This window comes from Limoniibacter endophyticus (assembly GCF_014652835.1).
GTDB lineage: Bacteria > Pseudomonadota > Alphaproteobacteria > Rhizobiales > Rhizobiaceae > Limoniibacter > Limoniibacter endophyticus.
On record NZ_BMZO01000002.1, the window covers coordinates 161,714 to 181,142 of the forward strand.

25 protein-coding genes are annotated in these 19,429 nt (G+C 57.5%); 8 read left to right on the plus strand and 17 right to left on the minus strand.

Translation table 11 applies throughout. The annotated features are described in order from the left end of the window. Positions 1–301: 301 nt before the first annotated feature. The 14 genes from fliP to IE151_RS03350 form a co-directional block, all read right to left on the minus strand. Complete coding sequence (gene fliP, locus IE151_RS03285; protein ID WP_189487896.1) at positions 302–1,057, minus strand: flagellar type III secretion system pore protein FliP; 756 nt, start codon at positions 1,055–1,057, stop codon at positions 302–304. Then, a complete protein-coding gene (locus IE151_RS03290; RefSeq protein ID WP_189487898.1) occupies positions 1,054–1,539 on the minus strand; it encodes a flagellar basal body-associated FliL family protein in 486 nt (161 codons plus the stop codon). Before IE151_RS03290 ends, fliP begins: the two co-directional genes overlap by 4 nt. A gap of 14 nt (positions 1,540–1,553) precedes the next feature. Then, entirely contained in the window at positions 1,554–2,258 is a 705-nt protein-coding gene (gene flgH / locus IE151_RS03295; protein WP_189487900.1) for a flagellar basal body L-ring protein FlgH, read from the minus strand. Beyond that, positions 2,255–2,761 carry a MotE family protein gene (locus IE151_RS03300; RefSeq protein ID WP_189487902.1) on the minus strand — a complete coding sequence of 169 codons (507 nt, stop codon included), beginning with the start codon at positions 2,759–2,761 and terminating at the stop codon, positions 2,255–2,257. The genes flgH and IE151_RS03300 overlap by 4 nt, the downstream gene beginning before the upstream one ends. Before the next feature lie 15 nt (positions 2,762–2,776). After that, a complete protein-coding gene (locus tag IE151_RS03305) occupies positions 2,777–3,904 on the minus strand; it encodes a flagellar basal body P-ring protein FlgI (protein ID WP_189487904.1) in 1,128 nt (375 codons plus the stop codon). After that, the gene (flgA, locus tag IE151_RS03310) at positions 3,901–4,356 is read right to left on the minus strand and encodes a flagellar basal body P-ring formation chaperone FlgA (protein WP_189487906.1); all 456 of its coding nucleotides are present in this window, start codon (positions 4,354–4,356) and stop codon (positions 3,901–3,903) included. Before flgA ends, IE151_RS03305 begins: the two co-directional genes overlap by 4 nt. Positions 4,357–4,360: 4 nt before the next feature. Continuing rightward, positions 4,361–5,146, minus strand: coding sequence for a flagellar basal-body rod protein FlgG (gene flgG, locus IE151_RS03315; RefSeq protein ID WP_189487908.1), 786 nt, complete (start codon positions 5,144–5,146; stop codon positions 4,361–4,363). A gap of 12 nt (positions 5,147–5,158) precedes the next feature. Then, complete coding sequence (fliE, locus tag IE151_RS03320; protein ID WP_189487910.1) at positions 5,159–5,473, minus strand: flagellar hook-basal body complex protein FliE; 315 nt, start codon at positions 5,471–5,473, stop codon at positions 5,159–5,161. 2 nt (positions 5,474–5,475) lie between these two features. Beyond that, positions 5,476–5,889, minus strand: coding sequence for a flagellar basal body rod protein FlgC (flgC, locus tag IE151_RS03325; protein WP_189487912.1), 414 nt, complete (start codon positions 5,887–5,889; stop codon positions 5,476–5,478). Between the two features lie 3 nt (positions 5,890–5,892). After that, the gene (flgB, locus tag IE151_RS03330; RefSeq protein WP_189487914.1) at positions 5,893–6,276 is read right to left on the minus strand and encodes a flagellar basal body rod protein FlgB; all 384 of its coding nucleotides are present in this window, start codon (positions 6,274–6,276) and stop codon (positions 5,893–5,895) included. Between the two features lie 94 nt (positions 6,277–6,370). Next, the gene (locus IE151_RS03335) at positions 6,371–6,958 is read right to left on the minus strand and encodes an FAD-binding oxidoreductase/lyase (RefSeq protein ID WP_189487916.1); all 588 of its coding nucleotides are present in this window, start codon (positions 6,956–6,958) and stop codon (positions 6,371–6,373) included. Continuing rightward, complete coding sequence (fliI, locus tag IE151_RS03340; protein WP_189487918.1) at positions 6,945–8,339, minus strand: flagellar protein export ATPase FliI; 1,395 nt, start codon at positions 8,337–8,339, stop codon at positions 6,945–6,947. Before fliI ends, IE151_RS03335 begins: the two co-directional genes overlap by 14 nt. 10 nt (positions 8,340–8,349) lie before the next feature. Next, positions 8,350–9,069 carry a flagellar basal-body rod protein FlgF gene (gene flgF, locus IE151_RS03345; protein ID WP_189487920.1) on the minus strand — a complete coding sequence of 240 codons (720 nt, stop codon included), beginning with the start codon at positions 9,067–9,069 and terminating at the stop codon, positions 8,350–8,352. A 9-nt stretch (positions 9,070–9,078) separates the two neighbouring features. After that, positions 9,079–9,855, minus strand: a complete 777-nt coding sequence (locus IE151_RS03350; RefSeq protein ID WP_189487921.1) for a DUF1217 domain-containing protein — start codon at positions 9,853–9,855, stop codon at positions 9,079–9,081. A 147-nt stretch (positions 9,856–10,002) separates the two neighbouring features. Here IE151_RS03350 and motA point away from each other — a divergent pair, with 147 nt between their 5' ends. From motA to IE151_RS03380, 6 genes are all read left to right on the plus strand, one after another. Beyond that, a complete protein-coding gene (gene motA, locus IE151_RS03355) occupies positions 10,003–10,887 on the plus strand; it encodes a flagellar motor stator protein MotA (protein WP_189487924.1) in 885 nt (294 codons plus the stop codon). After that, complete coding sequence (locus tag IE151_RS03360; RefSeq protein ID WP_189487925.1) at positions 10,884–11,843, plus strand: FliM/FliN family flagellar motor switch protein; 960 nt, start codon at positions 10,884–10,886, stop codon at positions 11,841–11,843. Before motA ends, IE151_RS03360 begins: the two co-directional genes overlap by 4 nt. An 80-nt stretch (positions 11,844–11,923) precedes the next feature. Next, on the plus strand, positions 11,924–12,322 hold the full coding sequence (fliN, locus tag IE151_RS03365) for a flagellar motor switch protein FliN (RefSeq protein WP_189487927.1): 399 nt from the start codon (positions 11,924–11,926) through the stop codon (positions 12,320–12,322). Positions 12,323–12,344: 22 nt separating this feature from the next. Continuing rightward, a complete protein-coding gene (locus tag IE151_RS03370) occupies positions 12,345–13,355 on the plus strand; it encodes a FliG C-terminal domain-containing protein (RefSeq protein WP_189487929.1) in 1,011 nt (336 codons plus the stop codon). 78 nt (positions 13,356–13,433) lie between these two features. Beyond that, positions 13,434–14,513 (plus strand): flagellar biosynthesis protein FlhB, encoded by a 1,080-nt coding sequence (gene flhB, locus IE151_RS03375; protein ID WP_189487931.1) that lies wholly within the window; start codon positions 13,434–13,436, stop codon positions 14,511–14,513. Positions 14,514–14,522: 9 nt separating this feature from the next. Continuing rightward, positions 14,523–14,981, plus strand: a complete 459-nt coding sequence (locus IE151_RS03380) for a hypothetical protein (protein WP_189487933.1) — start codon at positions 14,523–14,525, stop codon at positions 14,979–14,981. A gap of 412 nt (positions 14,982–15,393) precedes the next feature. Here the strand turns inward: IE151_RS03380 and IE151_RS03385 are convergent, their stop codons facing one another. Together IE151_RS03385 and IE151_RS03390 are read right to left on the minus strand one after the other, a co-directional pair. Next, positions 15,394–16,101, minus strand: coding sequence for a helix-turn-helix transcriptional regulator (locus IE151_RS03385; protein ID WP_244636591.1), 708 nt, complete (start codon positions 16,099–16,101; stop codon positions 15,394–15,396). An 11-nt stretch (positions 16,102–16,112) separates the two neighbouring features. Next, on the minus strand, positions 16,113–16,775 hold the full coding sequence (locus IE151_RS03390) for a helix-turn-helix transcriptional regulator (protein ID WP_189487935.1): 663 nt from the start codon (positions 16,773–16,775) through the stop codon (positions 16,113–16,115). 412 nt (positions 16,776–17,187) lie between these two features. Between IE151_RS03390 and IE151_RS03395 the strand changes: the two genes are divergently transcribed. Further along, positions 17,188–18,195, plus strand: a complete 1,008-nt coding sequence (locus IE151_RS03395; protein WP_189487937.1) for a zinc-binding alcohol dehydrogenase family protein — start codon at positions 17,188–17,190, stop codon at positions 18,193–18,195. 124 nt (positions 18,196–18,319) lie between these two features. Here the strand turns inward: IE151_RS03395 and IE151_RS03400 are convergent, their stop codons facing one another. Further along, positions 18,320–18,886 (minus strand): NADPH-dependent FMN reductase, encoded by a 567-nt coding sequence (locus tag IE151_RS03400; RefSeq protein WP_189487939.1) that lies wholly within the window; start codon positions 18,884–18,886, stop codon positions 18,320–18,322. Between the two features lie 93 nt (positions 18,887–18,979). Here IE151_RS03400 and IE151_RS03405 point away from each other — a divergent pair, with 93 nt between their 5' ends. Further along, positions 18,980–19,366 carry a winged helix-turn-helix transcriptional regulator gene (locus IE151_RS03405; RefSeq protein ID WP_189487941.1) on the plus strand — a complete coding sequence of 129 codons (387 nt, stop codon included), beginning with the start codon at positions 18,980–18,982 and terminating at the stop codon, positions 19,364–19,366. The last annotated feature ends 63 nt before the right edge of the window (positions 19,367–19,429 follow it).

A 19,429-nucleotide genomic window follows, 5' to 3' on the forward strand; every position in this document is an offset into this window, starting at 1 on the left:
CATTCCTGCATTGGCCCGATAGTCGAGATCGATTTTCGGATAGTACGATGCAGCAAGTCAAAGTCGTAGCGCGTCCTTGTGCAGCCGAATGGATACACGGCACGCGCCATGAAATGACATTAGGCTGCGAAGCTTGTGCGAGGGTGGTTTGGGAATGGGCTGTATACGCTAATCAGTGTACATTCTCTGTCAGAAGTGCAGACTTCAGCCGTTGAAACGTGCTTCGGGAAGAAGGCAGCAGGTCGTAGCCTGACCACGTGAATGCCCGAGAACGCCTGATTTCGTAAGTCCTGCGATCCGTCTAGCTGAAAGATCGGACCAAGGCCCCGACCAGCAGGTTCCAGCCGTCAATCAGTACGAAAAACAATATCTTGAATGGTAGAGAGACAACCGTGGGGGGCAGCATCATCATGCCCATTGCCATGGTGATCGTCGCAACGATCAGATCAATGATCAGGAAAGGTAGCACGACGAGAAAGCCGATTTCGAAACCGCGTCGGATTTCAGAGATCATGAAGGCCGGCACCAGCACGCGCAATTCGACAATTTCGCTTTCGGCTTGCGGCTGTGGCGCTGCCTCGTTGGCGTTGTCGCGTTCGGCGGCCAGATCGGCGAACAGGGCGAGGTCCTTTTCGCGTACATGCTGAAGCATGAAAGCGCGGAATGGCTCTGTGATCCGCTGAACGGCTTCGTCCTCCTGAATTTCATTGTTCATCAAGGGGCGTACCCCCTCCGTCCACGCGCGATCGAAGGTCGGCCCCATGACGTAAAAGGTCATGAAGAGGGAAAGGCTGATAAGAATGAGATTCGCAGGTGTTGATTGCAGGCCAATGCCAGCGCGCAAGATAGAAAAGGCAATGATGAAGCGCGTAAAGCTTGTCACCATGATGAGGATGCCGGGTGCCACCGAAAGCACGGTGAGCAGGCCGAACATTTGAATGATATAGCTGACGGTGGTGCCGTCAGTCTGACCGAAGGCCTGTCCGAGGTTCAGCTGAGCCTGGGCGCTGACAACGCTGAACCCGAGGACGGCAATGGAAAGGAAAAGCTTTTTCATTCGAGAATAAAGACCCGGATAAGCACGTCATTGATCGCGCCGTTGGAGCGTATGCGCACGCGCTCACGCAGCTCTGAGCGCATGTGCTGGAAGCCGCTCGCGCCCGAAATCTGGTGGAGCTTCAGGGTCCGAACAAAAGCAAGAAGATCCTGATGAGCGGTCGAAGCCGTTTCCACCGAGATCGTCTGTGGGCTGATAAGGGAAAGTTCGAGCCTGATCAGAACATTTGTCGGATCGGACAGATTGGTAATAATCGCTTCGAGCGGTGTGACCACCGAGGTCAACACAGGTGAAACAGCAGCCTGGGTGTTTTCCCCGCCAATCGCGTTCTCCGGGGGTGATACAGCATTGCGACCGAGGTAGTTGCCTGAGAGAAAACCGACGCCGACGGCAATTGCCGTCGCGGCAGTAAGTGCGGCGAGCTGCATGATTATGGATGGCGCGGATTTCTTCGGTGCTTCGACATTGTCTGCTGCCGGCATGGTTTTTCGATCCTTTAGAACGGCAGGACGTTGTCGAGGAACTGCTGGCCATAGGGTGGTTGCTGCACCTCGGTCAGCCGGCCGGTGCCGCCATAGGAGATGCGGGCTTCGGCAATCCGTTCATAGGCGATCGTATTGCGACCGCCAATATCGGTGGGCCGTACGATGCCTGCAATCGTCAGGACGCGCATTTCGGCATTGACCCGCACTTCCTGCGATCCCTGTATCAGAAGGTTGCCGTTTGGCAGGACTTCCGTCACGACGGCTGCGACCTGAAGATCAAGCGTTTCTGAACGCTTGATCTCGCCGGTTCCCTTGGAGGCGGTATCCGATGACATGTCCGCATCAAGCGATCCGGCAATGCCCGACCCGATCCAGGACCCCCCGAGACCCAAGCCGAGATTCTTGCTCGACATACGGTCGCGTTCGCTCTCGTTCTTGAAATTGGCGCGATCGTTGATCGAGATCAGAACCGTGAGGATATCGCCGACTTCCAGCGCGCGCGCATCGGTAAAGAAACGGCTCTGCTTGTCGGTCCAGAGAGAGAAGTTGTTGCTACGCGGAGCAGGCGGCTTTGGATAGGAATAGACCGAATTGACCGTTGGAACGGCACCTGACCCCACGGGCGACAGGGCCGGTGTGCGGCCGATTTCACGGTTCGGCGTCGTGCACCCCGCAAGGGCCGTGCAGGCGAGGGCGGCGATCAGAACACGGTTCATGACGGGTCTTTCTTGCTGGCAACAGAAGCCATTACGGTCGTGAGCCGCGCGGCGGCTTTCGCTTCCATCTCACTGAGTATCTGACCTGCCTGCTGCTCCTTCAGTTGCATCAAGATCGCAGCGGCCAGTTCATTGGGCAGTTCGGTCAGCTTGGCGGCAGCCGCATCGGCGCGCATTCTGGAATAGATGCCGACCACGCTCTGCTCCGCACGTGCGAGGAAAACTTCCCGACGCTTCAGCCATTGTTCGTATTCGGCGCGACGATCTTCCAGAAGCTTGATGCGGCTATCGATATCGGCACGCAGTTTCGTCAACTCTTCTTCCTGCAAGGCATAGCGCCGATCCCGTGCGGCATCGGCAATATTGCCGCAGAACCGGTCGATTTCAGATTGCTCCAGCGCATTGGCGACGGGCGTTTCCTCTATGAGGGCTTGCGCTGCGGCAGGAGAGAGTGCGAGCGCCAGGGCGGTGCCAAGAACTGCCATATTGATTTTCTTGTTCATGCCGTCTTCCTCCGGTTACTGCACGACAAGGTCGGCTTGCAGCGCGCCGGCCGTCTTGATGCCCTGGAGGATCGAGATGATGCCGTCCGGCTTGACACCGAGGCGGTTCAACCCGTCGACCAGTTCGTTGAGATTGGGGCCTTCGATGATCGCCATGTTGGCGTCATCCTGATCGACCTGGATGTCGGTGCTGGGTTCGATTACCGTTTCACCGAAAGAGAAGGCTTCCGGTTGGACCGCGCGCGGCATTTCGTTGATGCGAACGGTGAGCGCGCCATGGCTGACGGCAACGCGGGCAATCTTCACATTCTCGCCCATGACGATGGTGCCGCTGCGTTCATCGATGACGACGCGGGCGGGTGTATCCGTCTCGACCACGAGACCTTCCAGTTCGGCCCAGAAGCGTGCAGGGGAAACGCCGGATGGCTTCTTTACCTGAACGGTCCGCGCATCCTTCTCGCTTGCCACATTGCGACCGTAGCGACGCTTTGCATAGGCATTGATGGTGTCGGCTACCGAAACAGCGGTCGAAAAATCCGGATTACGTAGTTGCAACACGAGTGTGTCGAGGTTGCCGAAGCTGTCCGGGATCTTGCGCTCGACAATGGCGCCATTCGGCACGCGCCCGGTTGTTGGCACGCCCTGTGTGATTGTCTGGGCCGCGCCCTGTGCATTGAAGCCTGAGACGGAGACAGGTCCCTGCGCGACCGCGTATATGTCGCCATTCGCCGCCTTGAGAGGCGTCATCACCAGGACGCCGCCTTGTAGCGAGGTCGAATCGCCCATCGAGGCGACGGACACGTCGATGCGGGTTCCTGTCTCGACGAAAGGGGGCAACGTCGCCGTGACGATGACGGCCGCGACATTGCGCGCGCGCGCCCTGCCGCCTTCGGTTGCGACACCCAGATTCTCCAGCATGGCACGGATGGATTGTTCGGTGAATGGGGCGTTGCGAAGAGAATCGCCGCTGCCGTTGAGACCGATGACCAGGCCGTATCCGACGAGCTGGTTGTCACGGCCACTCTGGAGCATCGCAATATCCTTGATATGCGCACGCATACCCGAATTGAGATCGCCGCCCGCGGCAGACGGCACGACCAATGATAGCGAGACCACGAGGATGCTCAGAAGGCGGGCGATCATGCGCCGACCCTCACGGTGCCGTCGGCAAGCACCACGCCGTTGAAGGTTTGGCCGCTATCGGCGTTGCGCAACGTCACCATGTCGCCCGGCGATCCGTCCTGAAGCGCGACTGCCATGATGGTGATTGACAAAGCACCCCGCTCGTAGGTGACCTGAACCGGCCGGCCCTTGTTGACGGCATAGGCCTCGCGCAACATTGCCGGCACGATGAAACGGTTCGGCAGGATGGTCTTGTCGGCGATCTTGCCGGCAATCTGCGTAGCCTTAGTTACATAGGCGCGTACGTCGCGGTTCTGCTTGAGCTGAACGACGCGAATGTCGTTGGCCGTCACGGTCTGGCCTGGATAAATGACGCGATTAGTGACGATGACGCTTTCCTGCGCGATCGCGGAAGACGTGAAGCAAGCGGCTGCGATTGCCGCGATGAATGCGATTTTCGACAGCCGCTTCATGAGCTTACCTGATACCCTTGGAAACGACGGAAGCCATTTCGTCCGCCGCCTGGATGACCTTGGAATTCATTTCATAGGCGCGTTGCGCCGAAATCAGATCGGTGATTTCCTTTACCGGATCGACATTGGAATTTTCGAGATAGCCCTGGTTGATCGTGGCAAAGCCAACATCGCCGGGATCGCCGATAACCGCCGGACCCGAGGCCTCCGTTTCCCTGAAGAGGTTGTCGCCCATCGGTTGAAGGCCGGCCTCGTTGGCGAAGTTTGCTAGTTGCAACGTACCGATCTGCGTAAGCACTTCGTCTGCGCCCCGCGCATAGACGCCGCCGGTCTTGTTGAACACGACTTCGACGGTATTCTCCGGCACAGTTATGCCCGGCACGACGATGTTGCCGTCGAGCGTCACCAACTGGCCCGTCGCGTTGGTGTTGAAGGCGCCGGAACGGGTGTAGAACTCCTGGCCATCGGCTCCCTCAATCAGGAACCAGCCTTTGCCGGAAAGCGCAAGATCGAACTCGTTGCCGGTCGACGTGAGGGAACCCTGTGTGTGCACGTTGCGGATTGCGGCCGTCTTGACGCCGAGACCGATATGCGCACCTTCCGGAACGACATTGCCGTCACCGCGGTTCGGTACACCCTGAAGGCGCTCGGTCTGATAAAGCAGGTCCGAAAACTCAGCACGGGCGCGCTTGTAGCCGGTCGTGTTGATATTGGCGATGTTGTTGGCGATGACTTCCAGATTGGTCTGCTGAGCATTCATGCCGGTGGCGGCGATGGCGAGTGCTTTCATGGGTCAGGTCCTTCAGATCGCCATACGGCTGATTTCGAGATAAGCGTTCACGATCTTGTCGCGGATAGCGACGGCAGATTGCAGGGACTGCTCTGCGCTCATGATCGCATCGACGACCTGGCGTGTATCGGCGTCGCCCTGTAGCGCCTTAATCGACGTGGCCTCTGCCGCTTCGAGATTATTCACCGTCTTCATGGCGGTTTCGCTGAGCAATTGCCCGAAGCTGATGCCGCCTGACGGAGCAGAAACGTTGACGCTGTCGCGGGCCGAAACGATCGATTCCGACTTGAGCATGTCCGCGGTCAATGGTGCGATGGAAGAGATCATGCCTATGTCCTCAGGAGATCGATGGTCATGCTGATGAGTTCACGCGCAGTTTTGATGGTCTGCAGATTGGCCTCGTAGCCACGATTGGCTTCGCGCATGTCTGCCATCTCGACCAGCACGTTGACGTTCGGCACCTTCACGTAACCGCTCTCATCGGCGGCTGGATTGCCCGGGTCGTACTCGGTACGGAACGGCGCCATGTCGGGAGAAATATTGCTGACCTGAACAGGCGACCCGCCCATTGCGCGGTCTAGTTCCGCTGCAAAAGTTATGGTCTTGCGGCGATATGGATCGGAGCCGGGCGTCTCGCCGGTCGATTGCGCATTCGCAAGATTTTCCGAGACGATGCGCAGGCGTTCGGATTGCGCGGTCATGCCGGAAGCAGCGATCTTGGAGGCGGCGGTAATCGGATCCATCTATCAGCCCTTTGCCGTCGTCATCATCATCATGCGGTGGAAGGATTTCACGATCGCCGTGTTGAGTTGATATTCGCGGCGCACTTCGCCGGCCTTCATCAACTCGTTTTCGATCGAGACATTATTTCCGGAGGGCATCATCACCGGGTCGTCGGTCGGATGGGTCCGATAGTTCGCATCCGTCTGCCCGACGGGCAAAAGATGATTCGCGTTGGTCGTGCGCATCGAGACAGACGTATTATTGACGATGTTTTCGAACGGCTCGATATCGGTCGCGCGGTATTCGGGCGTATGGACATTGGCGATGTTGCTGGCCGTGGAGGCCTGCCGCACTGCCAGCCAGCGCGCCTGCTGTGAGGCGAGATCGAACAGATTGACCGGTTGCATGGAATATCCCTCTCAGTCTTGGTGGAGACTTTAGGGAGGTTGTCTTGCGCGAGCCTTGCGGGATGGTCAGCATCTGTGCCGGGAGGCCTACCGATCAATCGCCAGCCTTGATGCGTTCCCCATCGGTGGTGACCATGACCCAGCCCTTGCCATCATGCTCGAAATTGACCACTCGCCGGTCATCGGGCAGGCGCGAGCCACGGGCGACGAGGAAAAAGCCGGCATTGTCGCGCAAAAGTGCCCGCCCATTGGCAATGTCGACCAGGCGATAGGGGCGCGCTTGACCTTTACCGGGGAAAGGCTGCGTGGCCGCTTCCTGCTTCTGAGCATCGGTTAGCGCAGGCGCTATGCTTGCTGTCGCCATGGGATCGACAGCCGTCGTCAGTTGCTCGAAGGCCAGCGGGGAAAGATTGTGGATATCGGGGTCGGTAACCGGTGCCGGAATTTGCTGCTGGTGACCACTGAAGGCGATGATCCTGGCGCCGAAATCGTCCTGATTCAAGAAAATATACCATGGAAAGACGAAGGACCCGACGGCAAGCGCCAATCCTACGCCTTGAAGGGCCATGTCACCGCTGAACAATGCCGTTTTCTCGTCCATCGGCGTCGCTGCCATTCGGCGCTCGTCCAGCCAGGCCTGCAACTCATCGCTGCGTACGCGCAGTTCCTCATTGTTGGACATTGGAGGGCTCCGGGACACGTAGATAACGGGCAAGATCATTAAAAGGGTCGCGCGATGGAGGGTCTTGTGGAGACTGAACCAAGGCCTTGTAGATTTGCGGTACCTGGCGCACCGCCTGATCGAGGTCGGGATCGGCACCGGCCTGATAGGCGCCCATCAGGCGAATGTCGCGCGTTTCCTCGAACCGCGCGACCATTGCCTTGAGCTTGCCCACAAGGATGCGCTCCTCGTTTGACCAAGCCTTGTTGGCAAGGCGCGAGATGGAGGCGAGTGTGTCAATCGCCGGGAACCGGCCTTCCGAGGCGATGGCGCGGTCGAGGACCACGTGACCGTCGAGAATCCCCCGCACGGCGTCGGCGACCGGATCATTATGGTCGTCGCCATCGACCAGAACGGAAATGACAGCGGTAATCGAGCCTTTGCCTTCTTCGCCGGGGCCGGCACGTTCCAACAGTTGCGGCAATGCTGTGAAAACGGAGGCAGGATAACCACGTGCAACGGGCGGTTCGCCGGTAGCTGTTGCAACTTCCCGCAGCGCATGGGCAAATCGGGTAATTGAATCCAGGATGAGCAGCACACGTTCACCACGGTCACGGAAATATTCGGCAATCCGCATCGCCGTGTCAGGTGCGCGCCGCCGCATCATCGCGGCCTCGTCGCTGGTGGCGACAACGGCTACGGTCTTGCGCAAGTTCTTTGCCCCAAGCGTGTCTTCGAGAAATTCGCGCACTTCACGGCCACGTTCACCGACCATTCCGACCACGACCGTGTCAAACGCGTCGGCTGCCGCCAGCATGGCGAGCAGCGTGGATTTGCCGACACCGGAGCCAGCGAAGACGCCTATGCGTTGCCCGTAGCAGAGAGGCGTGAAGATATCGATCGCCCGTACGCCGGTACGAAAGCCCCGTTCGACACGTGCCCGTGCCAAGGCCGGCGGAGTGCCGTTGTTGGCGACGGCCTCGAGGTGAGGAACAAGCGGTGCGCCGCTGTCGACCGGACGTCCGAGAGCGTTGATGACCCGGCCTTTCCATTCGGGCGAAACCGGCAGCGCCAACGTGCCGCGTCGGAAGACCGGATCGCCAATGCGCGCGCAGCTTGCGCCATCATACGGCGCTATGGTCACGCGGTCGCGTTCGATGCCGACGACTTCGCCAATATGGCTGTCATCTTTCGAAATGTGCTCCACCAGATCGCCGATACTGACATTGGCAGGCATCCGGGAGAGTTCGTAATGGGTGGGTGAGATCGAGGAGATAGCCGCACCGAAGCGCAGCGGCTCGGATGCCTTGATTTCGGCAAACGCGCGTGCCAGCAAGGCAACGCGGCTTTCGCTTCCACCGGCGTCCTGAGCTTGCGGCAAGTCGGGCGACATTGCGTTCATTCAGCCAGCCTCAACCGCCCAGCGTCTTGATGGCATCGTCGAGCCGCGCTTCCGAATCGCGGTTCAGCGCGGCCGAGTTGTCGAAGGTGCGTTGCAGTGTGATAAGGCGAGTCAGTTCCAGTATCGGATTGACGTTTGCCTGCTCGAGATAGCCTTGCACAACGCCGGCATCTGCTTGATCGACAACCGGTTGCGGCGGGGTCTTCGGCACGATGCCGGAATTGCCGAAGCGCTCGAAATTGACGCCAGGTTCGAACTCCCAGACGCCGATTGCTCCGACTGCCACACCATTCTGACGGATCATGCCATCGGGTCCGACTTCGGGTGGCCCTCCAGCGGGGTTGAGCTGCAGCGGAGCACCACCTGCGTCCAATACCGGGTAGCCTTCTATGCTGACCAATTCGCCTTCCTGTAGCATGGAAAAGCGACCATCGCGGGTCATGACCATGCCAGCAGGTGTTTCGATGGCAAACCAGCCTTCGCCACGCACCGCGAAATCGAACGGATTATTGGTCTGTTCCAACGCGCCTTTCTGCATAGAAAGGAAGGTTTCGCCGGATGACGCAAATGCGACTTCCTGCTTGCCGAAGCCGACGACGAGATCCTCGAAGCGTACCTCGGTGGCGCGAAAGCCGGTTGTACTCATATTGGCAATGTTGTCGGCTATCGTCGATAGACGTTTGTCGAGCGCCAACTGCGAGGAAAGAGATACGTAAAGTCCGTTTTGCACTGGCTCGCCTCAGCGTCGCATGGATTGTAGTGCGAGAAGCACGTTGGTGGAAACGCCGAATTCCGCCGGCTGGCTGAAGAGGACTGCAACTGAACTGGCCGCGCTCGCGGTGCTCGGATTTGCCATTTCGTACATCGCGGTGAAGCGCTGGAGAAATTTCTCGAGTTTGACCGGATCTTTGAAATCATCGAGATCGATATGTTTTTTGAGATGGGCTGCCTGCTTGTCGATGTCGGTGGTGGCAAAGCTTTCGGGAAGCCCCAGTGCGGTACGCACGACCGTAGCCAGTACCCGATCCGCCAATATTTCGTAGTGGCTGGAGAGATCGGCTACATTGCGCTCGAAATAGAGCGCCAGGCGTACGCCCTCATTGCTATTGCCTGCATCCTGCTCGAGCGTCTGGCGCAGATACATGTCCACCGTGCCCTGACGCACTGTTGCGTCCTTCGTAACGTCGGCCCCGAACTGCTCGAAATTGAAGACTTTGACAAAATCCTTGAAACGCTTGTCAGTGAGCTGGTTGGCGAAAGCGTCGTTTTCCTGGATGCCCTCGGTTAGCGCCTTCCTGATGAACGCTTTCGCATAGGCCATATCTTCGAGGCCATGCGCCTTCATGGCGTACTGGTAGATGCGGTCATCCTCGAAGAAGTCATCGATGGATTTTATATTTTCAATGTTCTCAAGGTAGTAGGCAGTCTCTCGCTCGACCACAGGCTGACTCTGGATGCGCTCGATCGAGCGCGTCATGTTGCGCGAAATGATCTGGTAGCTGAGATAGGTGTCCATGCCGACGACCTTTTGCCTGGTTGCGTTGCGGGTAACCTAGAAAACCATGCTTGCGCGAAGCTGTCTGATCAACCGCTAATAGGTTTAAGGTTCACACAAGCCTCGACGCCTATGGTTCCGATCGAGATGTGAGGAAAGGGCAGTTTCGTGGGTATCATTATCGGACTTGTAGTGACGCTCGGTTGCGTCCTCGGCGGCTTCATGGCCATGGGCGGCCATCTGGAAGTGCTGATGCAGCCTTGGGAACTCGTCATCATCGGCGGCGCGGCACTCGGTACGTTCCTCGTCGCAAACGCTTTCTCGACCATCAAAGATACCGGCAGGGCCTGCATGGAGGCCTTGAAGTATGCGGTGCCGAAGCAAGGGGACTATCTTCAGACGCTCGGCGTTCTGCATTCGCTCGTGCGCGAAATGAAGAGCAAGACCAAATCCGAAGTCGAAGTACATATCGACAATCCGACAGAATCTCCGATTTTTCAGAACTACCCATACGTGATCAGGAACGGGGCGCTGACGCAGTTCATCTGTGACTATTGCCGCATCATCATGATGGGTAATGCCCGTCCGTATGAGGTTGAGGCGCTGATGGATGAGGAGATACACACGATCAAGGCCGATAAGCTGAAGCCGTATCACGCGCTTCAGGCGGTTGCCGACGGCTTGCCGGCGCTGGGCATCGTTGCCGCCGTTCTTGGTATAGTCAAGGCGATGGGTGCGCTCGATCAGTCGCCTGAACTGCTCGGCGGTCTGATCGGCGCTGCGCTCGTCGGCACCTTTCTCGGCATATTTCTTTCCTATTCTATTGTTGGCCCGATCGCCACGCAGGTCAAAACGGTACGTGAAAAGCAAAGCCGCATGTTCATCGTTGTGAAGCAGACGCTGATCGCGCACATGAACGGTGCATTGCCGCAGATCGCGATCGAGTTTGGCCGCAAGACGATCTCGGCATACGACCGCCCCTCCTTCGACGCGGTCGAGGAAAGCACGATGAACTCCGGTCCGCGTGAAGTCGAAATAGCGAAGGCCGCATGACAAGGAAGCAGGACAACGCCATCGCGCCACGCAGCGAAGCCGAGAAGCGGGCGCTTATCATCGAGCGACTTATCGGGGACACCGGCGAGCCAGGACAAATCGTGCGCGCGGCCCGCAAGATGGGGGAACGTGTTTTACCAAGTGTCTCGAAGACATTAGCCGAACTTTTGCCAGCTCCCGTTGAAATCGAGATTTCCGCGGTGGAAGTCACGCGTTTTTCAGAAGCACTTCGCGGTCTCAGCCAGTCAAGCGCGCTGTTGATCGCGGCGTCATCCTCTTCTCCCGATGCGCTCGTCATGCATCTGGAAGCGCAGGGCGTGGCCATTCTCGTTAACGCGCTGTTTGGCGGTGCGGTCGATGACGAAGTGGAGGTGCATGACAAGGCCCTGTCACCAACGGAGCTGGACGTCGCCTCGCTCATTTTCAAGCCTTTTGCCGAAGCGTTGAACGGCTCGGGCAAGCGAGCACTCGATCTCAAGATGCCGCTTCCCGAACCTATCAACGGGCAGGGCTTGAAAAAGCAGAGCTTACGCGACGGCCCAGCAGTGCATCTGGCATTAACGTTGACGCTCGGCGCCAATTCCGGCGTGCTGCACCTCTACATGCCGCAGCGTGTATTTCTGCAACATCGCGGCAACGCGATTGCCGACGAAGCTGGCAACGAGCCTAAGGAAGACTGGAGCGAAAAGTTTTCCGGCGAGATCAAACGCTCCAAGGTTTCGATGGAAGCACAGATCATGCTCGGTAGGCTGACATTGGCCCAGATCGCCGATTTTCACGCCGGGCAGGTCCTCCCACTGGATATTGGTGCGATGGAGAGCGTGCTGCTTAAGGCGGGATCCAGCAAGCTGTTTTCCTGCGAATTCGGCAAGCTGGGTGATCAATACACGGTACGTGTCCGTGAACCTTTCGATGCCGAACGCGACTTGATGAACGAGATTCTGACGCAGGACTGAGCCTTCGGCGTCGTTGATTTTAACGCAATTCCGCAACCCGTGTCCTTTTGCTGGAATTGCTCTGAATGGAGAATGAGAGGATGAGCAAGGCAACCGCCAAGCTGGCCCCAGAGGCAGCGGAAGAAACTGTTATTGCCTCTTCCGAAGAGAGCAAACAGGTCAACGCGGAAACCATCGAGGAATTGCAGGGCGTACTGCTCGAACAGCAGAAGCGCAGCGGTCGCGAGGAGCCACCGAAGAACGACCTGATCATGAATATTCCGGTCGAGGTGCAGATCGTGCTGGGCTCCACGACGATGTCAGTCTCTGAGCTCATGTCTTTGCAGAAGGGGGCAACCATCGCGCTCGACCGCCGCATAGGCGAACCCGTCGATGTTGTCGTCAATGGGCGTCGCATCGCACGCGGCGAGATTACGGTGCTCGAAAATGATCCGTCACGCTTCGGCATCCAGCTGATCGAAATTATCAGCGGTAATTAATTCTGGTTTGGAGACCCCCTCGATGACCGAGCAGACCCTTTCGCTGACGCGTTCGCAGAAGGCAGCCGTCGTGCTGGTCGCGATGGGCAAGCCCAATGCCAGCAAGCTTCTCAAATTCTTCAAACAGGACGAATTGAAATCGCTGGTCGATGCTGCGCGCGTGCTGCGCACCATTCCGCAGGCCGATCTCGAACGTATTGTTGCAGAGTTCGAGGAAGAGTTCGCGCAAGGGGCGGGATTGCTCGATTCGGCGGAACACATGGACAAGCTGCTCACCGACAATATGAGCAGCGAGGAAATGGACACGCTCATGGGGCGTGCTCGCCAACACACGACCGACCCGTCGCTCCTGTGGCGCGATGTAGAGCGTCTTCCTGCCGAACGTATTGGCGTTTTCTTGACCGGAGAGCATCCGCAGACCGCTGCACTGATCCTATCCAAGCTATCATCGTCAGTTGCGGCGAAGGTGCTGCTCACGATTGAAAAGCAGGTGCGTGGCGAAATCATGAAACGCATGGTTTCGCTCGCAGCCATTCCCGATGCGGCGCTGCGCATCGTCGAGAGTCAGTTGCGCAAGCGTCTCCTGGAACAGAAGGTACGCGATATTTCCGCGGGCCAGACCAAGCTTGCGAACCTGCTCAACGAACTGGAGAAGAATGAGCTCGACGAGATCATGGCCGATCTCGAGGCTGCCGGTGTCGATGATCTCGATGCGATCCGTTCGCGTCTCTTCTCGTTCGAAGATATTGGCAGCCTGACACAAAAAGCACGTGCGCTCCTTTTCGACAGCATCACGCCGGATCGTATCGCGCTTGCTCTTCGTGGCACGACGGTCGAGTTGGCGGACAGCGTATTGACGGCGATCAGTCAGCGTGCCCGCCGCATGGTGGAATCCGAACTGGGCGAGGATGCCGATTCCATTCGCGCAGAGGATGTAATGGCTGCACGCAAGGAAATCGCCTCACGCGCCATTTCGCTGTCGACGCAAGGGCTGATCGAGTTGCCTACCGCAGACGCGGAAGTTGCTGCTTGAGCGGCTGCTTCAAGCTGACAAGGGCCTCTCGCCCTTCAAAGGGCGGCTGCGCGCCATATCCCGGTTGCAGGAAATCTCATGTCGGATAGTGCCGATAAGGACAGCAAGACAGAAGAAGCGTCCGAGAAGAAGATTGGCGACGCGCTGGAGAAGGGGCAAACACCGTTCTCCAAGGAACTGCCTGCGTTTGCATCGCTTCTGGCGATTCTCGTCTTTTTCGTGTTTTTCATGTCCGGCAACGTGTTTTCACTGACCGAGTTCATGCAGAGTCTCATCGAGCGGCCCGAGGAATGGAGCCTGGCGACTGATCAGGATGCGGAGGCTCTCTATCGCGGTGTCGTCATGCAGATTGCCGCCGCTGTTGCCGCCCCCCTTATTCTTCTAGCATCCTTCAGTCTGTGTGCATCGCTGCTGCAAAACATGCCGAGCATGGTTCTGGAGCGTATCCGCCCGCAATGGTCACGCATTTCACTGACGAAGGGCCTGGGCCGCATGTTCGGCATGCAGGGCTTCGTCGAGTTTCTGAAATCGCTGGGCAAGATATTCGTCGCCGGTGCGGCCGTCTTTTTCGTGACGCGTGAAACGTGGCGCGAGCTTCTGCTAGGCATGATCACCAGTCCGATTGCATTTGTCGAAGTCATTCGCTCCAACGCAATCAGCATCATTGTCGCAATCCTGCTGGTCATGACGCTGATTGCCGGTGCCGATTTCTTCTGGTCCCGCTTCCACTGGCGCGCCGAACTGCGCATGACCAAGCAGGAGGTGAAGGACGAGCACAAGCTGGCCGAGGGGGACCCGATCATCAAGGCCCGGCTGCGTTCACTGGCTCGAGACCGGGCGCGCAATCGCATGATAAGCGCTGTGCCTAAGGCAACACTTATAATCGCCAACCCGACGCATTTTGCCATTGCGCTTCGCTATAAGCGCGAGGAGAACACAGCCCCGATGGTGGTTGCCAAGGGGCAGGACCTGGTTGCGCTGAAGATTCGCGAGATTGCGGAAGCCAATGACATTCCGGTTTTCGAGAACGTGGAGCTCGCGCGCTCCATGTACAAGCAGGTTTCGATTGATAAAGCTATCCCGACGCAGTTCTACCACGCCGTCGCAGAGCTGGTTCGCATTGTATACGCGGTCAAGCCGCAGTCAGTCGTTCGATAGGGGGAAGGGATGAGAGTTCAGGATTTTTCAGCGCCGCGCGAGGTCATCGTCGCCGAAGCGATCCGCCCCGTCGTCAGCGAACTGCGCATGGTCGAAGCGAGCGACTACATAGCCTTCATTCGCATGGAGCTGTTCGGCAATGTTGCCGATCTGATCGAGACGGCTGCCGAGCAATATTTCATGCCGGGTGTGCTTCGGATGGGGATCGGCGGCCAGGCACGAGCCGGCTGGGGGGCCGAACCGGAGATCGAGCTTGATCTTGAACTGCATCCCGGTGGCGTTTCGGTCTATTTCACGCTCGGCATGCGCGCCGATAGCGCCTTTGTCCGCATCAGCTATATCACTTTCGAAAACAACGAAGCTACACCGGAAGAGAACACGCGCTTTCTGGAGAGCGCATTGCTCCGCAGTCGCTTTGCACGCGCTTCGGGTGCGCCTGCGGTGCACATTGTGTCCCAGGCATTATGAGCCGAGTCCAGCTCGAAATGCCGTCACGGCTCGCGCCGCACGGTTGATAGGTGTGAGGGGCGTCAGTTCCGGGGAAGCCGGTTTTTACTTCCCCCGGAACTGACGCATTTCATGAGGGGAAGAGCGCATGTGGCCCGTAATCTCATGATTATGCGATGCTTCCACACGCGCTCGGGCATTGAAGCGGGGTTTGTCACGTCCCGCTCGAGCTGCGCACTGACTCGACCAGTGTGCAACCTGCCCTTTGCGTCTTCGATGTCACGGGAGCTCACCTGACCCCTCAACGCATGAGACGGATTATCCGCCGACGCGGGAGGGTGTGGAAAGTCTGGCGCGTTCTGGTCTGAAAAAAAAGAGAAATACCTGATTTCAAATAAAAAAATTATCTGAACCTGCGATTTTTATCCACGCCTTAATCTATCAGGCCAAGCCTCAAGGCTTTCGCCACTGCGTGTACACGGCTGACTGCATTGAGCTTGACCGTCGAATTGACGAGATACTGGTTTGCCGTGTGAACCGAAAGGCCAAGTTTCTTGGCGATATCCTCGCTGGTCTGGCCGTTGGCGGTAAGCTTCAGGCATTCGAGTTCGCGCTTCGACAGGCCAGGATGCTCGACCAGATCCTGGACAGGAAGGGAAGCGATAACCCGGAAGAGCGCGAAGCACTGCATGTGCAGGTCGCAGATGGCCTCGCGCGATAATTGCCATTGCGGGTCGAGAAACAGAAAATAACCGGTACGTCCGCGTTCGGCCTGAACGGGAAAAGCAAAGCCTGCACGACTTTCGACCAGCGAAGCTGCATGTATGCACACATCTGCACAGGGCAGGCCATCGCCCCAGCACAAAGGCAGCACCGATTCCAGACTATGCTGGATCATACGTTCCAGACCATGGGTTCCCAGGTTTTGCGGCGCCTTCTTCTCCCAACCATCGGTATCGAACAGCTGATCTGCCGCTTCCTTGCCATTGCTGGCGAACATGGAGAGGCACGCGAAACGGCGGATGCCGTGCTCCTGCGCAATCTCGCGGCAATGGCGATAGGCATCTGCGATCGTATGCAGATTGAACGCAGGTCCACTCTGACGTCGTCGGGTAGGGGTGGATTGCATGACTTGAGGCATTGTCAGCTCCCTCAGATCAAATTCGCGCGGATCGCCGTGGCGATAGCCATGGCGCGGTTGCTGGCAGAGAGCTTCTGCATGGCGTTCGACAAATAATTATTCACGGTATTGGCCGATACGGAAACGATAAGCGCTATGTCCTCGGTGGTCTTGCCCTCGGAAACCCAACGCAGACATTCGCGTTCGCGCTCCGAAAGAGCGGTGCTGCGATCTTGTGGCAAAGTCGCCTTGATGGACGACAGGATATAGGAACATTTCATCTGGGCGATCCGTATAAGATAATCGTCCATCGCGCCTGCATCTGAAGAAAACAACAGCAAATAGCGCTCCTTACCAGCCAGCAGCTGCAAGCAGCAATAATCGCCAACATGGCGATAGAGTGCGGGCGTAGCCTGGATCAGAGACGCATGAGGGCCGGTTTCGGCCGAATAAATCAGCGGCGCCTCGCCGGGCAGGGTAAGCTGATCCTGTTCGATAAGTGCCGGCAGAAAGCGCGCCTGCGCATGAAGCACGGCATCGTAGACCCAGCTTGCGGAAAGCACTTCGAGCATTGTGCGGCGACCATGCATGTGTGCGGAAAACAGCAGGTGGTGAACCGCTCCGCATTCTCTCGCGTGCTGGCTCAATGTTTCGCCAAGGTCGATTTGCGCCTGCTGGCCGGTTGCCGGACTCAAAAGACCTCGCTCCCGCTTGCAGCTGAGCAAAGCGACGTAGACGAATTATGCCAAATGGATAGCGATGTCAGTCCGGAAAATCCGCACTTTCGCCTTTCTTGATTAAACAAAACCTGAACTCCGACGGTCAAAAAAGACTGTCTCCCCTCGCCCTCAACCGGCGATTCCCTCACGAAATGTAACGCGCCTTATCAAACGAGGAAACCCACTCGCACGTTTCCACAGCGGCATGCACAGCCATTTCGCGACCCGCCGCATGAAGACGTGGAATTGCTGCCTTCGGCCAACGGGTATAATTCTCCTGAATGACCTTTTGACGAAATACCATTCAGAAAAATTGGATACGCAAACCCTACCATATTACGGGGCCCATAGGTTAGCGTTGCGAAAATCAAACGGGATGGAGACGATCATGAAAGCAGTCGGATACTACGAGAGCCTGCCGATAACAGATGACAAAGCGCTGATCGATGTCGAACTGGACAAACCGGAAGCCCGGGGGCGCGACCTGTTGGTCAAGGTCCATTCGGTTTCGGTCAATCCGGTCGATACGAAGGTGCGCAAGCGCGCGGCAGGCGAAGCGGGCAAGCCGAAAATTCTCGGTTTTGATGCAAGCGGCACGATCGAGGCGGTTGGGGAGGGCGTGACTGGCTATAGGGTCGGCGAGGAGGTTTTCTATGCCGGATCGATCGCCCGGTCCGGCACCAACGTGGAATATCATCTGGTGGATGAACGGATCGCGGGCAAAAAACCTGCATCGCTTTCCTTCCCGCAGGCTGCCGCAATGCCGCTGACGACGATCACCGCCTACGAGATGCTTTTTGAACGGCTCAAGATAAAAGACTCCGACAAGGGTAAAACGCTTCTCATAATCGGTGGGGCGGGTGGCGTGGGTTCCATGGCAATCCAGCTCGCAAGGAAACTGACCGACCTGACGATCATCGCAACCGCGTCACGCGATCAAAGCCGCAATTGGTGTAGGGAATTGGGTGCGCATCACGTCGTCGATCATGGGGAAAACATTGCCACTGGCGTAAAGGCGCTTGGGATCAATACAGTAGATTATATCTTCTCGATCACCCACACGGATAGACATTTCCCGGCCATCATCGAGTTGATTGCGCCACAGGGATGTTTCGGCCTGATCGATGACCCGGACGCGTTCGATGTGCGTCTGCTCAAGGGCAAATCCGTATCGCTTCATTGGGAATCGATGTTCACCCGTTCAGTATTCGGCACGCCTGACATGGAGCGTCAGCGCGAATTGCTCGATCAAGTATCCAAGATGGTCGATGCCGGCGAAATACGCACAACACTTTCCGAGGAGTATGGCAAGATCAGCGCAGCCAATCTCAAGCGCGCGCATGCTCAGCTTGAGAGCGGGCACTCTACGGGCAAGATCGTGTTGTCGGGTTTCTAAGCGAATGCTCGACCTTCCGGAAGCGAAGGACCGATGCGTGAAGCGGGCTGAAGAGTGCTCAGTTTGTCGTTGGTCTGCGGACCGAACCCTCCCCTGAGCGGGGAGGGCGGAACTCGGGCTGAAATCAGCTGCGAAGGCCCTTGAGAGCGTCCGACCAGCGATAGAGTTCCTTGATCGTGTCGGTTGCGCCCTGTGTGTTGAACTCGTTCGGCACGAACTCGCCGCCTTCATTGATGGACGCCGGGAAGTTCGGCACCATGATGCCTTCCGGAATTGGCATGAGCTTCAGTGCGGTGAGAATAGGCTTCGTGAGATGAGAAGCGCGCGCACCTGCCGTGCCGAAACCATAGCTCATGAAAGCGGCTGGCTTATAGTTCCACTCATTGTAGACGAGGTTCAGCGCGTTGATGAGCGCCGGCGTTGGGCCGCCATTATACTCAGGCGTGATGAAGATATAGGCATCGCCGCTCGCAACGCTCTTCGACCAGGCCTTGGTCGACTCATTTTCATATTGCGCCATACGTGGATGCTGCGGCTCATCATACATAGGCAGATTGAAATCGGCGAGGTCGACCAATTCCGGGCGGAATGTGCCGTCCTGCTTGGCGAAATCATAAAGCCACTTGCCAAAAACCGGGCCGACGCGGCCGGGACGGGTGCTGGCGACGATGATATTAAGCTGCAAAGTCACGGGAGTGCTCTTTTCTCGTTTGGGAGGATGCGGTATCAAACTGATACTGAGCTACCTAGGGGAAGACGCGAGAAGCTGCAAGAAGGCACATTGATGAAACCAGGTGACACAAATGTTCCCGAAGTCATGTCGGGTGGATGCGAGCGATTGGCTCCGGTTCTCTCGCGGATAGGCGATAAATGGACGGTGCTGGTCATCATCCTGCTGGGACGTCGTTCAATGCGTTTCAACGAATTGAAACGGCAGATCGGCAGCATCTCGCAACGCATGTTAACCTTTACATTACGGGGACTTGAGCGCGATGGGCTGGTAAAACGCACGGTGCAGGCGAGCGTACCTCCGCGTGTTGACTATGAACTCACTCCTCTTGGATTTTCACTGCTGGAACCGCTGCAACATCTCGGTAGCTGGGCGGTTGCCAATATGCCGGAGATCGAGGCATCGCAGGAAAGGTACGATGCGGAGGTTGAAGCCGCTTAACGGTGTGTAGCTAATGCGTTGACGCGCAATCAGCGGGGAAAGGTCTCCAGGCCCACTGATCGT

What these genes read in the sequence shown, in the direction of transcription:
- fliP (WP_189487896.1), bottom strand. Translation starts at nt 1,057, where the DNA reads ATGAAAAAGCTTTTCCTTTCCATTGCCGTCCTCGGGTTCAGCGTTGTC.
- IE151_RS03290 (WP_189487898.1), bottom strand. Translation starts at nt 1,539, where the DNA reads ATGCCGGCAGCAGACAATGTCGAAGCACCGAAGAAATCCGCGCCATCC.
- flgH (WP_189487900.1), bottom strand. Translation starts at nt 2,258, where the DNA reads ATGAACCGTGTTCTGATCGCCGCCCTCGCCTGCACGGCCCTTGCGGGG.
- IE151_RS03300 (WP_189487902.1), bottom strand. Translation starts at nt 2,761, where the DNA reads ATGAACAAGAAAATCAATATGGCAGTTCTTGGCACCGCCCTGGCGCTC.
- IE151_RS03305 (WP_189487904.1), bottom strand. Translation starts at nt 3,904, where the DNA reads ATGATCGCCCGCCTTCTGAGCATCCTCGTGGTCTCGCTATCATTGGTC.
- flgA (WP_189487906.1), bottom strand. Translation starts at nt 4,356, where the DNA reads ATGAAGCGGCTGTCGAAAATCGCATTCATCGCGGCAATCGCAGCCGCT.
- flgG (WP_189487908.1), bottom strand. Translation starts at nt 5,146, where the DNA reads ATGAAAGCACTCGCCATCGCCGCCACCGGCATGAATGCTCAGCAGACC.
- fliE (WP_189487910.1), bottom strand. Translation starts at nt 5,473, where the DNA reads ATGATCTCTTCCATCGCACCATTGACCGCGGACATGCTCAAGTCGGAA.
- flgC (WP_189487912.1), bottom strand. Translation starts at nt 5,889, where the DNA reads ATGGATCCGATTACCGCCGCCTCCAAGATCGCTGCTTCCGGCATGACC.
- flgB (WP_189487914.1), bottom strand. Translation starts at nt 6,276, where the DNA reads ATGCAACCGGTCAATCTGTTCGATCTCGCCTCACAGCAGGCGCGCTGG.
- IE151_RS03335 (WP_189487916.1), bottom strand. Translation starts at nt 6,958, where the DNA reads ATGTCCAACAATGAGGAACTGCGCGTACGCAGCGATGAGTTGCAGGCC.
- fliI (WP_189487918.1), bottom strand. Translation starts at nt 8,339, where the DNA reads ATGAACGCAATGTCGCCCGACTTGCCGCAAGCTCAGGACGCCGGTGGA.
- IE151_RS03350 (WP_189487921.1), bottom strand. Translation starts at nt 9,855, where the DNA reads ATGGACACCTATCTCAGCTACCAGATCATTTCGCGCAACATGACGCGC.
- IE151_RS03360 (WP_189487925.1), top strand. Translation starts at nt 10,884, where the DNA reads ATGACAAGGAAGCAGGACAACGCCATCGCGCCACGCAGCGAAGCCGAG.
- fliN (WP_189487927.1), top strand. Translation starts at nt 11,924, where the DNA reads ATGAGCAAGGCAACCGCCAAGCTGGCCCCAGAGGCAGCGGAAGAAACT.
- IE151_RS03370 (WP_189487929.1), top strand. Translation starts at nt 12,345, where the DNA reads ATGACCGAGCAGACCCTTTCGCTGACGCGTTCGCAGAAGGCAGCCGTC.
- flhB (WP_189487931.1), top strand. Translation starts at nt 13,434, where the DNA reads ATGTCGGATAGTGCCGATAAGGACAGCAAGACAGAAGAAGCGTCCGAG.
- IE151_RS03380 (WP_189487933.1), top strand. Translation starts at nt 14,523, where the DNA reads ATGAGAGTTCAGGATTTTTCAGCGCCGCGCGAGGTCATCGTCGCCGAA.
- IE151_RS03385 (WP_244636591.1), bottom strand. Translation starts at nt 16,101, where the DNA reads ATGCCTCAAGTCATGCAATCCACCCCTACCCGACGACGTCAGAGTGGA.
- IE151_RS03395 (WP_189487937.1), top strand. Translation starts at nt 17,188, where the DNA reads ATGAAAGCAGTCGGATACTACGAGAGCCTGCCGATAACAGATGACAAA.
- IE151_RS03405 (WP_189487941.1), top strand. Translation starts at nt 18,980, where the DNA reads ATGAAACCAGGTGACACAAATGTTCCCGAAGTCATGTCGGGTGGATGC.